15 protein-coding genes are annotated in these 14,227 nt (G+C 58.6%); 2 read left to right on the forward strand and 13 right to left on the reverse strand.

The features are described 5' to 3' along the window. Positions 1-191 precede the first annotated feature (191 nt). Positions 192-656 (reverse strand): MarR family winged helix-turn-helix transcriptional regulator, encoded by a 465-nt coding sequence (locus QTL98_RS01570; RefSeq protein WP_445680484.1) that lies wholly within the window; start codon positions 654-656, stop codon positions 192-194. A gap of 211 nt (positions 657-867) precedes the next feature. Here QTL98_RS01570 and QTL98_RS01575 point away from each other — a divergent pair, with 211 nt between their 5' ends. After that, the gene (locus QTL98_RS01575; RefSeq protein WP_445680485.1) at positions 868-1,290 is read left to right on the forward strand and encodes an organic hydroperoxide resistance protein; all 423 of its coding nucleotides are present in this window, start codon (positions 868-870) and stop codon (positions 1,288-1,290) included. A gap of 96 nt (positions 1,291-1,386) precedes the next feature. Here QTL98_RS01575 and QTL98_RS01580 read toward each other — a convergent pair whose 3' ends face one another. The 7 genes from QTL98_RS01580 to pseB are packed head-to-tail and all read right to left on the reverse strand — an operon-like array spanning position 1,387 to position 7,563. Next, complete coding sequence (locus QTL98_RS01580; RefSeq protein ID WP_445680486.1) at positions 1,387-1,959, reverse strand: nucleoside 2-deoxyribosyltransferase; 573 nt, start codon at positions 1,957-1,959, stop codon at positions 1,387-1,389. A 37-nt stretch (positions 1,960-1,996) separates the two neighbouring features. Beyond that, on the reverse strand, positions 1,997-3,052 hold the full coding sequence (gene pseI, locus QTL98_RS01585) for a pseudaminic acid synthase (protein ID WP_445680487.1): 1,056 nt from the start codon (positions 3,050-3,052) through the stop codon (positions 1,997-1,999). Between the two features lies 1 nt (position 3,053). Beyond that, positions 3,054-3,605, reverse strand: coding sequence for a GNAT family N-acetyltransferase (locus tag QTL98_RS01590; protein WP_445682211.1), 552 nt, complete (start codon positions 3,603-3,605; stop codon positions 3,054-3,056). Continuing rightward, a complete protein-coding gene (gene pseG, locus QTL98_RS01595; RefSeq protein ID WP_445680488.1) occupies positions 3,586-4,686 on the reverse strand; it encodes a UDP-2,4-diacetamido-2,4,6-trideoxy-beta-L-altropyranose hydrolase in 1,101 nt (366 codons plus the stop codon). Before pseG ends, QTL98_RS01590 begins: the two co-directional genes overlap by 20 nt. After that, positions 4,683-5,402, reverse strand: coding sequence for a pseudaminic acid cytidylyltransferase (gene pseF / locus QTL98_RS01600; RefSeq protein WP_510637606.1), 720 nt, complete (start codon positions 5,400-5,402; stop codon positions 4,683-4,685). The genes pseG and pseF overlap by 4 nt, the downstream gene beginning before the upstream one ends. After that, positions 5,399-6,565: a UDP-4-amino-4,6-dideoxy-N-acetyl-beta-L-altrosamine transaminase gene (pseC, locus tag QTL98_RS01605; RefSeq protein WP_445680490.1), complete on the reverse strand. Its 1,167-nt coding sequence runs from the start codon at positions 6,563-6,565 to the stop codon at positions 5,399-5,401. The genes pseF and pseC overlap by 4 nt, the downstream gene beginning before the upstream one ends. Then, a complete protein-coding gene (pseB, locus tag QTL98_RS01610) occupies positions 6,562-7,563 on the reverse strand; it encodes a UDP-N-acetylglucosamine 4,6-dehydratase (inverting) (RefSeq protein ID WP_445682212.1) in 1,002 nt (333 codons plus the stop codon). Before pseB ends, pseC begins: the two co-directional genes overlap by 4 nt. Positions 7,564-7,767: 204 nt before the next feature. Here pseB and QTL98_RS01615 point away from each other — a divergent pair, with 204 nt between their 5' ends. Beyond that, positions 7,768-9,123 carry a capsular polysaccharide export protein, LipB/KpsS family gene (locus tag QTL98_RS01615; protein WP_445680491.1) on the forward strand — a complete coding sequence of 452 codons (1,356 nt, stop codon included), beginning with the start codon at positions 7,768-7,770 and terminating at the stop codon, positions 9,121-9,123. A gap of 29 nt (positions 9,124-9,152) precedes the next feature. On the opposite strand, the gene hutI is transcribed toward QTL98_RS01615, so the two are convergent. The 5 genes from hutI to QTL98_RS01640 are packed head-to-tail and all read right to left on the reverse strand — an operon-like array spanning position 9,153 to position 14,223. Further along, a complete protein-coding gene (hutI, locus tag QTL98_RS01620) occupies positions 9,153-10,358 on the reverse strand; it encodes an imidazolonepropionase (protein WP_445680492.1) in 1,206 nt (401 codons plus the stop codon). 59 nt (positions 10,359-10,417) lie between these two features. Next, on the reverse strand, positions 10,418-11,902 hold the full coding sequence (locus tag QTL98_RS01625) for an HAL/PAL/TAL family ammonia-lyase (RefSeq protein ID WP_510637521.1): 1,485 nt from the start codon (positions 11,900-11,902) through the stop codon (positions 10,418-10,420). A gap of 28 nt (positions 11,903-11,930) precedes the next feature. After that, a complete protein-coding gene (locus tag QTL98_RS01630) occupies positions 11,931-12,734 on the reverse strand; it encodes an ABC transporter ATP-binding protein (protein ID WP_445680493.1) in 804 nt (267 codons plus the stop codon). After that, positions 12,727-13,482, reverse strand: a complete 756-nt coding sequence (locus tag QTL98_RS01635) for an ABC transporter permease (RefSeq protein WP_445680494.1) — start codon at positions 13,480-13,482, stop codon at positions 12,727-12,729. Before QTL98_RS01635 ends, QTL98_RS01630 begins: the two co-directional genes overlap by 8 nt. An 18-nt stretch (positions 13,483-13,500) precedes the next feature. Next, the gene (locus QTL98_RS01640) at positions 13,501-14,223 is read right to left on the reverse strand and encodes an ABC transporter permease (protein WP_445680495.1); all 723 of its coding nucleotides are present in this window, start codon (positions 14,221-14,223) and stop codon (positions 13,501-13,503) included. Positions 14,224-14,227: the final 4 nt, after the last annotated feature.

Raw genomic sequence — 14,227 nt, forward strand, 5'->3', positions numbered from 1 at the left:
ATGTGTTCCGGACCGGACTTTAGCATGCGGGCGCAGGGTTTAGCTGGAGTGCAGGCGGATAGGGTTCAGTGGAAAGCGCTACCATCTGAATACAATATGATGCCTGATGTTGATGGAAAGTTAACCGGATATGTCAGAAAAACGCCGCCCCGGTCCGGGGCGGCGCCTTTCGTCTTTACTGCTGGCCGGCTTCAGCGGCCGGTGGCGTTCAGCAGGTCTTCCCGCAGCAGGGTGAGCCGGGCTTGCAGCTGCTGCATTTCCGCCAGTGTGCAGCCGGTGGCGGCGCCGACCTGCTGGGGAACGGCCAGGGCTTTCTGGCGCAGCTCGCGTCCCTCGCCGGTAAGGCTGATGCGAACCTGGCGCTCATCGGCGGCGTCGCGGCGGCGGGCGATAAGGCCGGCCGCCTCCAGCCGCTTCAGGAGTGGCGTCAGCGTGCTCGATTCCAGCATCAGCTTCTCGCCGATGGCGCCTACGGTCTGGTCGTCCTGCTGCCAGAGCGTCAACATCACCAGATATTGCGGGTAGGTGAGACCGATGCTGTCCAGCAACGGCTTGTAGACGCGGTTGAAGGCGTGGGCAGTGGAATAGACGGTAAAGCACAGCAGGTTTTCCAGCTGCAGCGCTTCATCGGCGGAAAGCTGGTCGGGAGCGGTCATGGTGCGTCCTCCTCGCTCAAGGGTGCGCAGCCGCCCGCGGGCGACAAAAGATCGTGCACAATATATCGTGCGATAAAGAATCGCAAACACGCTTGACGCATGGCTGGGATGTGATTATTAAGATCGTGCACGATCAAATTGCACGATAAATAATAATCATCAAACACGGCGCCGCGGTTGGTGCCGGCATCCAAGCGGAGACAAGCAGATCATGAAGGTGCTCTATCAGACCTCTTCCACCGCCACTGGCGGCCGTGACGGTTCCGTTCGCAGCGAAGACGGCGAACTCGCCCTGAAGCTGACTGTTCCCAAGGAACTCGGCGGCCCGGGCGGTGGCGGTCACAATCCCGAGCAGCTGTTCTCGGCCGGTTATTCCGCCTGCTTCCTTGGCGCGATGCGCTTTGTCGCCGGCCAGGAGAAGATCACCGTTCCGGCTGACGCCACCGTCAAGGCCACTGTCGGTATCGGTGCCAACGACAAGGGCCCGGGCTTTGCCATCACCGTGGCACTGGAAGTGACCATCCCCGGCATGGACCGTGCGACGGCCGAGAAGCTGGTCGCCACCGCCCACACCGTGTGCCCCTACTCCAACGCCACCCGCGGCAATGTGGATGTTCAGTTGAGCGTCGCTTGAACCATCCTTTTTGCCGAGGCAGAAAGGGCGCCTTCCCCTGCGGGAAGGCGCCCTTTCTCTTTGTTGCTCAACGCGGCGGCCCGGAACGTGGTTCCGCTAGAGCAGGGCAGCCGCTGCCAGCTTGAGGCACTCCTCGAAACCGCCCAGATCGCTGTAGAGCCGCTCGCGCGGCACGTCGCGTCGCACGAAGGCCCCGCCACGGGCGAGGATGCCGCCATCCAGCATCAGGTTGTCGCCCATGCCGTGGTTCTCGACACTCAGCCCGTCCGGCCCTGCCATGCCGCCGGTGGGGCGGGGCACCAGCTCGCCCTGATAAAAGTCATCCCGGACGCGGTCGAAATAGTCGCGCGGCTCGTTGCTGAAGGCCCAGACCGAGCGGCCAAGGGCGCACATGAAGCCCAGCTCATAGACTGTGCCGACATCCGCGCTCACCCCGCGAAAGGGCGTGAGATTGGCGATCACGGCATCCGAGGCCATCATCAGACCCTCATTGGCCGCACTGATCTTCATGCCATGGGTGAAGGGATCGAGCCCGTCCCGCTTTACCAGATCCCCCGGCGCCATCGGCTCAAAGCCATAACGGCTGCACAGCAGTTTCTTCTCGGCAATCACAGCCCGCGCTTCCGGCAGAAAGACTTCAGGGCCGGCGAGATAGATTTTCAAAGCCAATTGGGCGACCTCCGGGAGGAGCGATCAGAGTTATCGGTCAGGCGTCCGGGGCCGCTTCAATATCTGACCAGGACAGAGGCGTGGCACGGGCTATGGGGCGCCGGGCGACAGAACCGAGCACCTTCGGCAAGTCCGCAGGCGGCAGCCCGTGACCGGGGCGTACAGACCGTACATTGTCGACCGTAAGACGTTCGCCCGTTGCAATATCCCTGGTCGCATAAAGAGAGCGACGGAACTGGGCGTTGCCTTGTTCTGATCCTTTCGGATCGTAGTTGATCCGGCCCAGGGCACTCCAGGCCATGTTGCAGTCACGAACCAGTACGGCGAATTCTTCGGGCTCGAGGGAAAAGCCGGAGTCTGGCCCGCCATCGGCCCGTCGCAGGGTCAGATGCTTTTCGATCACGGTGGCCCCGAGCGCGACCGCTGCAACACTTACCGCGGTTCCCTGGGTGTGGTCGGAGAGCCCGACCGGACAGCCAAAGGTCTGGCCGATATGCGGCATGGTGAGCAAATTCGAATCTTCTGCGGGAGCCGGGTAGGAGGAAATGCAATGCAGCAGGACGAGCTCGCGGCAGCCGGCAGCGCGAGCCGTTGAAACGGCTGCTTCGATTTCTCCAAGATTGGCAAGGCCGGTTGACATGATCATCGGTTTTCCCTGCCGCGCGACGGTCTCGATCAGCGGCAGATCTACCAGCTCGAAGGAAGCAATCTTGTAGGCCGGAGCACCAAGGCCGGCGAGAAGGTCTACTGCAGAGGCGTCGAACGGAGACGAGAATATAACGATCCCCAGATCCGCAGCCTTCTGGAACAATGCTTCATGCCATTCCCAGGGCGTGTGTGCTTCCTCGTAAAGATCATAAAGACGGCGGCCTCCCCAAGGGCCGCCCTTGATGAGAAATTCGGGCCGGTCGCTGTTCAGCGTTATCGTGTCCGCCGTATAGGTCTGCAGTTTGACTGCGCTCGCTCCGGCATCCTTGGCGGCCTCAATAAGGGCAAAAGCCCGGCCTATGTCGCGATTATGGTTGCCGGACATCTCGGCAATAATGAACGGGCGTGAATCTTTCCCTACGGGGACGCCAGAAATCTCAAACATTTCAGATGCTTTCGCTGAAGTATCGGGCTTCGAGTTCTTTATGGCAGAAAAGCCAGGTTTCCCGATCCAGTCCAAATCGTAGGACCTTTGGTCCGGCGTCTGCACGTCGGGTAAATCCGAGCCGCAAATGGGTGTTGATGGAAGCGATGTTATCCTGCTTGGTGATTCCGGCGATATAGGCAGCCTGCTTCCTGGTAAAAAGGAACTCCAGCATCAGCAGAAGCATTCGGCTGCCCGACCCCGGGGCAGTGTGCTCGGCGCCGATATAGAAGCCCCACTCCCATGTGCTGGCGTCATTCTTCGTCTGTGTTGCGTTCACATGGCCGAGCGGTTTCCCGTCCTCTTCAAAGATGAACATAAGGACGTCGGCCCGTCTTAGCTGCCTTTCAAGCCAGCTTGTATGGCGTTCCCAGACCGGAGCGGCTGAGTCGAACATCCAGCGCCTTACGGAGGTTCGGGAACGCCAGTCAAATAGCAGCCTGGCGTCATTCATGTTTACCGGCCTTATGGCGTAACGTTGCTTTGCAGTCATTTCAGGACAAGGCCATTGCATCGACAACTCTTGTACTTCCTTGTCCGTCGCACAGCCCCGCTGCTGCGGCACTCATGCGGCGCCATGTTGCCCGATCCCGGCTAATTGATCGGTAGGCGGAAAGAAATCTGGCGCTGTCGAACTTTGCGCCCTCCCCAAGGTAAATCGCACATCCACTCGCGTGTAGACCGATTGCCGGCCGGTGTTGGTTATCGGCAAGGCTGAAAACCAGGGCAGGAAGTCCGAGGCAGCAGCGCTCCCAGCTTGTTCCACCGCCGGCGCCGACGGCGAGATCGCACAGGCTCATCAAGCTGGCGACCTCATTGCTATCGATGTGGAGACAGAGCCGGCTTCCGTTAGCTTCTGCGAGCGATTGAAGCGACGGTAAGGTCCGGGCCGAACTGCCGATGGCTATATGGATGAGCGCACCCGTCGGGAGTAGCGCCCGGGCAATTGTTTCGTTCATGCCCCCGGCATCCATCATTCCCATGGAGACAAAAACCGTGGGTTCGGCATCGGGCGGTTGACGCGAAGGAAGCGTCTTTTGTCTTGAAGCCGCAAATTCCGGCCTCAGCAACGCATAATCCGGCCCCAGAAGAAGTCGCGGACCGCCCCGGAGGCGCCGGTTATATGCGTCCAGAAAGCTCGCATCGGGCAAATTCTGGTTCAGCAGGAGATCGCAGTCGATATCGCGATCTGCCACGTCATCGATGACAAGAATATGGTTTGTCAGGTCGCGTGCACGGCGATGCCAGCGAGCGTCCAGTGCATAATGATCGACGACCAGCCAGTCCAGTCGGCCGTTGACGCTGCTTGCAGACGCCGAAAAATCCGTCCAATCCTTCGTCCAGGAAACTTCCAGCCATTGCTGGTGGGGAGGGCCTTCCTGTTCTGTCGGGGTGCTTTCTCCGGTGGGGGGAGGCAGCCAGATAACGTTGTGCCCCTCGTCCTTCAGCTTTGTGCCCAGATTTCCCTCAAGCTCGCGCACAAAAAAAAAGCAAGACGCACCAATGCTTCGTAGAGCATTCGCCAGAACGAGGCAGCGCATGATGTGCCCGCCTCCAATTTGGCGGGACGCATCAACGCGAAAACCGATTTTCATTGCTTCTCCTGAAGCGCTTCCGAGTGGCTATTCTCGGTGAGGCGACGAAACAGAAGTTCAGCAAGCTCCCAATCTTCCAGGGTGTCTATGTCCTGCACCTGCGTACGCGGGAGCTTGATGGCCGCCGCGCCCTGCCAAAGCGACAATCCCTCGTCCAGCCAGGCTGTGCGGGTGCCCCAGTAGAACTGCCCCGCGTCATGCCAGCACTCTTCCAGATCTTGCGAACGCCGCGGCATGGCGTCGGGATCCACAGGAACCAGCCGGTTCAGGCTGTCGGTGCGCAAGGCTCTCTGAATGGGAAAGTCAAAACCCGTAACGGTGAAGGCAAAATTACTGGCCGTATCTTCCAGCAGCGTCAATCCAGCCTGCAGAGCTGCGGCCGTTACGAAGGGGGCCGTCGGGTAAAGGCAACATGCCGCTTCGCAGAGTACCCCCAACTTTTCCATTTCCCGCACGGCATGCCGGACGACCGGGACCGTGCCCGTGAAATCGTCGGCGAGAGCCGCCGGTCGCATGAATGGCACGTCGGCACCGAACTCACGGGCGACGGCTGCGATCTCGTCGTCATCTGTTGAAATAACAACGCTGGTGAAGATACCCGCCTTGCGAGCAGCCTCAATTGAATAGGCGATAATCGGCTTGCCAAGGAAGGCACGTATATTCTTTCGCGGAATACGCTTGCTGCCACCCCGGGCCGGTATCACGCACAGCATCAGATGATGCTCTGCCTGAGCCGGTCGACCACATAGTCTTGCTGCTCTTCACTGAGGCTTGCATAGAGTGGTAGCGTCAAGGCTCCGTCGTAATAGTTCTCCGCTGCCGGAAAGTCCCCAGGCTTGAAGCCCAGAGCACGGTAATAGGGCTGAAGGTGAACCGGAATATAGTGGACGTTGACGCCGATGCCTTCACTGCGCAGCCGGTCAAAGACGGCCCTCCGGCGGGTACGGACCTCGGTGTCTGATCCGGTAAGCCGGACAACATAAAGATGCCAGGCGGAGTGGCTGCCGGGGCTGTCGGGCTGCGACAGCTCCAGCGGCAGGCCGGCCAAAAGCCGGTCATACCGCTGCGCCAGAGCCTGTCGCCGTTGCACAAAACCGTGCAATCGGGACATCTGCGAAAGTCCAAGCGCAGCCTGGATGTCAGTCAGGCGATAGTTCTCTCCGAGCGATATCTGCTCATAGTACCACGGGCCTTCCGACGGATTTTGCATCAACTCCGGCGAGCGGGTTATCCCGTGTGACACGGCTAGCTTCAGTTTGGTCGCCAGTGCAGTGCTGTTGGTTACTGCAACTCCACCCTCTCCGGACGTAACGATTTTGACCGGGTGGAAGCTGAAGACGGTGATGTCGCTATAGCGACAACATCCGATTGGCTCGCCAGCATAGAAGCCACCAATAGCGTGGGAAGCATCTTCAATGATTGCGATCCCGTGAGGGCGCGCCAGCTCGGCAATGGCCGCCATATCGCAGGAGCGTCCCGAAAAATGCACCGGGACGATTACCTTGGGCAGACGCCCCGTTTTAGCGGCCTGTTGCAGCTTTGTTTCAAGCGCAGAGAGGCTGATATTCCGTGTTACCGGATCAATATCAACAAAATCGACCAGTGCACCGCAGTAGCGGGCGCAATTCGCGGACGCCACAAACGTATTTGGAACGGTCCACAGTACATCGCCCGGTCCCATATCGAGCGCCTGGCACGCCATATGAAGGGCCGAAGTCGCACTGTTTGCCGCAATGGCGTACTTGGCCCGCACCGTTGTTGCTACAGCCTGCTCAAAGGTCGTAACGGTTGGCCCCTGCGTTAGCCAGTCCGAGCGCAGAATGTCACTAACGGCCTCCACATCCTCTTCGGATATTGACTGGCGGCCATAGGGGATCACGAAGCGCTCCGATAATTAAAGGCGCGCATCTCTTCGACGGTAAGGAAATGCGGATTGCTTCCCGACTGATATTCAAACCCTTGTCTTACAGCAGTCCCCTTTTCGCCGAGCGCCGTCAGCATGTAGTCTTGCTCTCGCTGGAAGAACTTGATTGACGGTCTCAGGATGAAAAAGTCGTCAAACTCGACGGTCAGATGGCTGTCATCTGCAGGGCACATCACCTCATGAAGTTTCTCACCGGGCCGTATACCAATAATTTTTTGGCTAAGTTCCGGGGCCATCGCTTCTGCCAGATCCGTCACGCGCATGGAGGGAATCTTAGGAACAAATATCTCGCCGCCATGCATGCGCTGGAAGTTCTTCAGTACAAATTCGACTCCCTGGTCTAGAGTAATCCAGAAACGAGTCATTGCCGGATCGGTGATCGGCAATTCCGTGGCTCCGGAAGTAATCAAATTTGTAAAGAAAGGAATAACAGAGCCGCGTGAGCCTGCTACGTTTCCATAGCGTACTACGCTAAATCGAGTATCTCTATTCCCGGCCAAATTATTCGCCGCAACAAATAATTTATCTGAAGCCAGTTTTGTGGCTCCGTATAAGTTGATTGGATTTGCGGCCTTATCAGTTGAAAGTGCAATAACCTTCTTTACATTACAGGAAAGTGCCGCCTGAATGACATTTTCAGCGCCATGTATATTTGTTTTAATGCATTCCATTGGGTTGTATTCAGCAGCGGGCACCTGTTTCAAGGCTGCCGCGTGTACCACATAATCAACATTGCGCATCGCATCTTTAAGGCGCTCCGCATCGCGCACGTCGCCAATGAAAAAGCGCAGTGCGGGTGACTGAAGCTCTTGCTGCATTTCGAATTGCTTAAGCTCATCGCGAGAATAAACAATTATCCGAGCACACTCATAGGTTTCAAGCAGTGTTCTAATGAATTTTTTGCCGAATGAGCCAGACCCGCCGGTTATCAAAATTGATTTTCCGTTAAGCATTTTGAAAGAGATCTCCATGGATGCGTAATGCTTTTGAACCTTAGCGCCGGACAGTAGGAGTTTGCGCTGTCTAGGGCAATCCTACTTGCACGCGAGAGAGGTGGCGGATTAATGAGGCATTAGCTTAGCCGGTGCTTTACCTGAGGGGCGAAAGCTCGGGTAGGCTGGAACGCGGCTATCTTAAGCAGAAAGAGATGTTAAAGAATGTCGATCGCACTTGTCGGTTTTCGAAAAAACGTTTTAGAGCATTTGTTAGAATATAATTTTGATATTTCCTATTTTATTGGATCGGAAAAAAAGGAAACTGCGTCTATTGATGACATAGAGTCTGTATATTATGATGATTTATTTTGGATGAAGCGTGCTGAATTTTCTTCGTCACTGAATTTAGATGTGGCGAATAAGGTTAGAAGTGCGTGTTATCATCTGTTTATTAGGACGCATTATCGACATCATAGCAGGTCGAATCCAAGGGCGGAAAGTTGGCTGGATTTTAACAATCATTTTGAGTCAGCTCTTCAATATTATTGGAATGTTATTGAAAGGAATAACATAAAAACGGTAATATTTTCGAACATTCCTCATGAGGCTTCTTTAATAATTTTGTATTACTTATGCATGTATTTGGGAGTAGGTACTTTTGTATTTCTGCAATCTCAATTTCCGGGTCATTTTTTTGCTGCAAAAACAATTGATGGTATGGGTTTAGATAAATTTCGTGAGGATGCTGATTTTCGCATAGTTATGAATAAGAATCCAAAGCCCCCTTATTACATGGCATGGAGAGTGTCCGTAAATAGAGGTTATTTTTATAAGAATTATTTTCTTATATGTACAAAGATATTGTTAAAGATTATGTCATTTTCTTTTATTTACAATAAAAATTCATTTCGTAAAAGTTTTACAAAGCTTAGAAAATTATCATCTATTTACAAACAGCAAAATCTCCCTGAGAGTTTATACTCAAAATTTGAATCTGGTGAAAAGTATATATATTTTCCTCTCCATCTTCAGCCTGAAATGACTACAGACATACTTGGTGGAAAATATTGTGATCAGCTTTTGGCGATAGAAGAATTAGTGAGAATTTTACCAAAAGACATTTTTGTGTACGTTAAGGAAAATCCTAAACAAACTACTTATATGAGAGAAGAAAGTTTTTATCAAAGATTGTCTTTAATTAATAGAGTGAAATATATGTCAATGGATGTTTCGAGTTATGACTTAATAGATGGCTCTCAAGGTGTGGCGACAATAACAGGGACGGCTGGATGGGAGGCCTTGCAAATGGGAAAGCCGGTAATTGTATTTGGTGCAGCTTGGTATCGAGAATTATCAGGTGTTTTTGATTGGAATAAAGATGCCGAGAAGGCGGTAAGCGGACTTTTAATGTTCGAACACAACAATGATGCCTTGGAGCAATCTTTGTGGGAAAAATCTAAACAAATTTTTCCTGGTGTTTTGGATGAAAATTACAAGGTTCTTCTTGAAGATTTTGATCATTTAAAGAACGCAAAAATCGTGGCCGAGAGTATACAGAAAATACTGGGGCAGAAATAACCCTCTATTAATTTTATTTCTGGGATTTGTTATTTGTTCCCATGCCAAACCCGCTTGAACAGCGGGTTGAAGCCCAGCCGGTAGACGATTTCCGCCGGACGCTCGATGTCCCAGATCGCGAAGTCAGCCCACTTGCCGGGCTCGAGCGTGCCGGTCTCGTTGAGGCGGCCGAGGGCGCGGGCGGCTTCGCGGGTGACGCCGGCGATGCATTCGCTGACTCGCATGCGGAAGAGCGTTGCGCCCATATTCATGGTCAGCAGCAGCGAGGTGAGCGGAGAGGTGCCGGGGTTGTTGTCGGTGGCAAGCGCCATGTGCGTGCCGTGCTTGCGGAAGGCCTCGATCGGCGGCAGGCGGGTTTCGCGCAGCATATAATAGGCGCCCGGCAACAGCACGGCCACGGTACCGGCGCGTGCCATGGCGGCGGCGCCTTCCTCGTTCGTGCATTCCAGATGGTCGGCGGAAAGGCCGCCGAAACGGGCGGTGAGCGCCGCGCCGCCGAGATCGGAGAGCTGGTCGGCATGCAGCTTGACCGGCAGGCCAAGGGCTTTTGCCGCCTTGAAGACCTGCTCGATCTCGTGCGGATGCAGGGCGATACCCTCGCAGAAACCATCCACCGCATCGGCAAGGCCTTCTGCCTTCATGCGCGGCAGCATCTCCTCAGTGATAAGGCGGATATAACCCGGCCGGTCATGGGCAAATTCCGGCGGGATGGCATGGGCGGCAAGGCAGCTGGTGCTGACGGAAATCTGCCGTTCCCCTTCCAGTGCGCGGGCGGCGCGCAGCATGGCGATCTCGCTCTCGACCGTCAGGCCGTAACCGGACTTGATCTCGACGCTGGTCATGCCCTCGGCCATCAGCGTGTCGAGGCGCTTCAGGGCGCCGGTCACCAGCTGGTCGTGGTTGGCGGTGCGTGTGGCGGTCACGGTCGAGAGGATGCCGCCGCCGGCCCGGGCGATCTCCTCATAGGTCGCCCCTTCAAGCCGCATCTCGAATTCGCGCGCCCGGTCGCCGCCATGCACCAGATGGGTGTGGCAGTCGATGAGGCCGGGCGTGACCCAGCGCCCTTCGAGGTCGATGCGCTCGGCGCCGCTGAAGGCCGCGGGGACCTCGCCAACCGGGCCGACCCAGCGGATGCGGCCCTCTTCCACCGCAATGGCGCCGCTTTCCAGTGCGCCCAATCCGGGCAGGGCCGGATCGAGCGTGGCAAGGCGTGCATTGGTCCACAGGGTCTTCATGGCCGATTGTCCTTTTTCTTCTGGCTGCCGCGCATCCTATGCCAGCCGCCCTGCTTTCGTCAGCCCGGGAAACCGGCTTCCAGCAACCCGGCAGCGGCCCGAATGTCTCCTGCCAGTGGCCTGTCATCGGCGTAACGGGCGATCCGGGCCCTGACGGCACCATGAAGCGCATCGGTTGCCGGTGCGCGCCGGTGGGCCGGATCCTGCAGATCATAGGCCTGCGCTGCCGCCAGCAGTTCGATGGCGAGGATCTGGCGGCTGTTAGCCAGAATGGCCAGAGCCTTCAGCGCTGCCGGGGTGGCGTGGCAGAGATGGTCTTCCTGAAGCGCGGAGGTAATGCCGCCATCAAGGCTTGCCGGTGCGGCGAGGCGGCGGTTCTCGGCAACCAGAGACACGGCGGTGTACTGCGCAATCATGAAACCGGAGCCGACACCGCTGCCTTCGGCAAGGAACGCCGGCAGGTTGCTCACCAGCGGGTTCACCAGCCGGTCGGTCCGCCGCTCCGACATCGCCGCCACCTCGGCAAGCGCGATGGCGAGATTGTCCATGGCAAGGCCGATGGCCGCGCCGACGGCATGGGCCTGCGAATAAACCAGCGGGGCGTCCTCGCTGCCGGCAATCGCCGGATTGTCGGTAACGGAAGCCAGTTCCCGATCGAGCACCGCGCTAACCTCGGCCAGCACATCGCGCGCGGCGCCATGCACATGGGGCACCGTGCGCAGGCTCAAGGGATCCTGCGTGCGCTCGCCGGGTTTGCCGGTAAGGCCGCTGCCCGTTATCAGATCGCGCAGCCGCTTGCCCACAGCCTGCAGGCCGGGTGAGTGCCGCAGGGCAAGCGACGCAGCGTCAAAGGCCGCCGGCTGGCCATGCAGGTTTTCAAAGCTCATGGCCGCGATGGCATCGGCGCTATCCAGCAGGCCTTCCGCCCGCGCTAGCGCCAGAGCGCCGAGGCCGGTCACGCAGGGCGTGCCGTTGACGAGGCTGAGGCCTTCCTTGGCTTCCAGCATCGCCGGGGCAAACCCGGCTCTGGCCAGTGCGGCTTTCCCGTCGAGTTGGTCATCGCCTGCCGTTGCCTGTCCGTGGCCGATCAGTACCAGCGCGATATGGGCCATGTGGCTGAGATAACCGACGGACCCCTGGGCCGGCACCACCGGGGTGATGCCGGCATTGAGGAGCGCGATCAGCCGCTCGACCAGTTCCAGCCGAAGGCCGGAATGGCCATGGGCATAGTTGTTGATGGCCGCCGCCATGATGGCGCGTACCTCGGCGGCCCCGAGCGGCGCGCCCACACCCACGGCGTGGCTCATCAGCAGGTTGCGGGAGAGCTGGCGCTGCTGCTCCGGCGGCACGATGACATCGCAGAGCGCGCCGACGCCGGTATTGACGCCATAGGCGCGGATGCCGAGGCGGGAAATCGCCTCGACGATGCGCCGCGCCCTGGCAATCCGCTCCGCGGCGGCAGGCGAGAGTTCCAGCCGGGCGCCGTTTGCAACGGCCACGACATCACGCCAGCCAAGCGGCTGGTCAAGCATTACGACGGACACCTGGATGATGCTCCCCCGCGCCTTGCGGTCAGCGGATGGTGTTGCTGATGAACTGGCGGAACCGCTCCGAGCCGCCATCGCCGAACATTTCCTGCGGCGTGCCCTCGGCATCCACCTTGCCCTGATGCAGGAACATGACGCGGGAAGAAACGTCGCGGGCAAAGCCCATTTCGTGGGTCACCACCAGCATGGTGCGGCCTTCTTCGGCGAGCGTGCGCATCACCTTCAGCACTTCACCCACCAGCTCGGGGTCGAGCGCGGAGGTCGGCTCGTCGAAGAGCATGGCCTTGGGTTTCATGGCGAGCGCCCGGGCAATCGCCGCACGCTGCTGCTGGCCGCCGGAAAGATGGGCCGGATAGTGGTTGCGCTTGTCGGCAATGCCGACTTTTTCCAGCAGGGCCTCGGCTTCCAGAATGCACTCGGCGCGCGGGCGCTTTTGCACATGCACCGGCGCTTCGATCAGGTTTTCCAGGATGGTGCGGTGGGACCAGAGATTGAAGCTCTGGAACACCATGGCAAGCTCGGAGCGGATGCGATCCACCTGCTTGCGGTCGGAAGGCTGCAGATGCCCGTCCCCCGTGCGGCGCAGCTTCACCTGTTCGCCGGCCACCGTGATGTCGCCATCATCCGGGGTTTCCAGCAGGTTGATGCAGCGCAGGAATGTGCTCTTGCCGGAGCCGGAGGAGCCGAGGATGGAGATCACATCGCCTTCATGCGCATCAAGCGAGATGCCCTTCAGCACCTGATGCTGGCCGAAACTCTTGTGGATGCCCTTCACGGACAGGGCGAGCGGCGCGACGCCGCGGGCGGATTTGCGGGCGGTATCAGCCATGGGAGGCATCTCCTGCGGCAGGCGGGGGAAGCGGGCGGAGGCCGGCGGAAAGGCTGGTCGGCCGCGCGCGCAAATGCGGGGTGAGGTAATATTCAAGGCCGCCGGTCAGTTTCACGAGCACAAAATTGAGCACGAGATAGATGGCGGCCGCGCACAGGAACACGTCCATGGCGCGATAGGTCTGCGAGATGATGCGCTGGGCAACGCCGGTTACTTCCCACACCGTCACCAGGCTCGCGAGCGCTGTCGACTTCATCATCAGGATGATTTCGGTGGAATAGGCCGGCAGGGCCTGGCGGATGGCGATGGGGGCGATGACCCGGCGCAGGAGCAGGAGGCCCGACATGCCGCAGGCCCGCGCCGCCTCGATCTGCTGCGCCGGCACGGCAATCAGCCCGCCGCGCAGGATTTCGGCGGTGTATCCGGCCGTGCAGAGAGCAAGGCCCAGCACCGCGCAGACAAAGGGTTCGCGCAGCACCGGCCAGAAGATGCTGTGGCGCACCACGGCGAACTGGCCGAGCCCGTAATAGACGAGGAACATCTGGATCAGCAGCGGCGAGCCGCGGAAGACGAAGATGTACCCGCGTGCCGGCAGGCTCAGCAGCTTGTAGGGGCTGATGCGCGCCCAGGTGATGAAACAGGCGAGCACGCCGCCGACACTGATGGAGAGGATGAAGAGTTCGAGCGTGGTGGGCAGCGCTGCCAGCAGCTTGCCCATGGTGTCGAAGATGAAGGGGAAATCCGGCATGGCCTTGTCGTTCCTCCCTCAGCCGCGACCGAGGCCGCCGCGGAAGCTGCGCGCCACGCGCGCCTCTGCCCGGTCGAACACCTGGTTGGAAAGGCTGGTCATCACCAGATAGAGTACCCCGCCGGCGATATAGAAGAGGAAGTACTGGCGGGTGGAGCCGGCGGCGACCTGCGAGGTGCGCATCAGTTCGGCAAGGCCGGTCACCGAAACCAGCGCCGAGTCCTTGAGTGACAGCTGCCAGACATTGCCGAGCCCGGGCAGGGCAAAGCGCATGACCTGCGGCGCGATGATGCGGCGAAAGCGCATCAGGGTTGGCATGCCGACGGAGCGCGCTGCCTCGATCTCGCCGCGCGCCACCGCCTGGAAGGCACCACGATAGACTTCGGCCTGATAGGAGCCGGAGATCACCCCCACCGCCAGCGCACCGGCAATGAAGGAGGGAAAGCCGATAAAACCTTCGGCACCCAGCAGCTGTCCGACACTGGTCACGACCGTGGAGCCGCCGAAATAGACGACGTAGATGACGAGCAGTTCCGGCACGCCGCGAAAGACGGTGGTGTAGGCCTCGCCGCCAAACCGGGCGAGCCGGCTGCGCGACAGCCTTGCCCAGGCAACAAGCGCACCGAGCACGGCGCCGATGGCAAGTGCGGTAAAGGTCACCAGGAACGTCATCACCATGCCGAGCAGCAGCATGCCGCCCCAGCCCTTGGTGCCGAATCCCAGCAGCATGATCTGGTCCATTTCA

The sequence above is a fragment of the Radicibacter daui genome (genome assembly GCA_030657355.1).
Classification (GTDB): Bacteria; Pseudomonadota; Alphaproteobacteria; order Radicibacterales; family Radicibacteraceae; genus Radicibacter; species Radicibacter daui.

What these genes read in the sequence shown, in the direction of transcription:
- QTL98_RS01570 (WP_445680484.1), bottom strand. Translation starts at nt 656, where the DNA reads ATGACCGCTCCCGACCAGCTTTCCGCCGATGAAGCGCTGCAGCTGGAA.
- QTL98_RS01575 (WP_445680485.1), top strand. Translation starts at nt 868, where the DNA reads ATGAAGGTGCTCTATCAGACCTCTTCCACCGCCACTGGCGGCCGTGAC.
- pseI (WP_445680487.1), bottom strand. Translation starts at nt 3,052, where the DNA reads ATGTTTGAGATTTCTGGCGTCCCCGTAGGGAAAGATTCACGCCCGTTC.
- QTL98_RS01590 (WP_445682211.1), bottom strand. Translation starts at nt 3,605, where the DNA reads ATGCAATGGCCTTGTCCTGAAATGACTGCAAAGCAACGTTACGCCATA.
- pseG (WP_445680488.1), bottom strand. Translation starts at nt 4,686, where the DNA reads ATGAAAATCGGTTTTCGCGTTGATGCGTCCCGCCAAATTGGAGGCGGG.
- pseB (WP_445682212.1), bottom strand. Translation starts at nt 7,563, where the DNA reads ATGCTTAACGGAAAATCAATTTTGATAACCGGCGGGTCTGGCTCATTC.
- QTL98_RS01615 (WP_445680491.1), top strand. Translation starts at nt 7,768, where the DNA reads ATGTCGATCGCACTTGTCGGTTTTCGAAAAAACGTTTTAGAGCATTTG.
- hutI (WP_445680492.1), bottom strand. Translation starts at nt 10,358, where the DNA reads ATGAAGACCCTGTGGACCAATGCACGCCTTGCCACGCTCGATCCGGCC.
- QTL98_RS01630 (WP_445680493.1), bottom strand. Translation starts at nt 12,734, where the DNA reads ATGGCTGATACCGCCCGCAAATCCGCCCGCGGCGTCGCGCCGCTCGCC.
- QTL98_RS01635 (WP_445680494.1), bottom strand. Translation starts at nt 13,482, where the DNA reads ATGCCGGATTTCCCCTTCATCTTCGACACCATGGGCAAGCTGCTGGCA.
- QTL98_RS01640 (WP_445680495.1), bottom strand. Translation starts at nt 14,223, where the DNA reads ATGGACCAGATCATGCTGCTGGGATTCGGCACCAAGGGCTGGGGCGGC.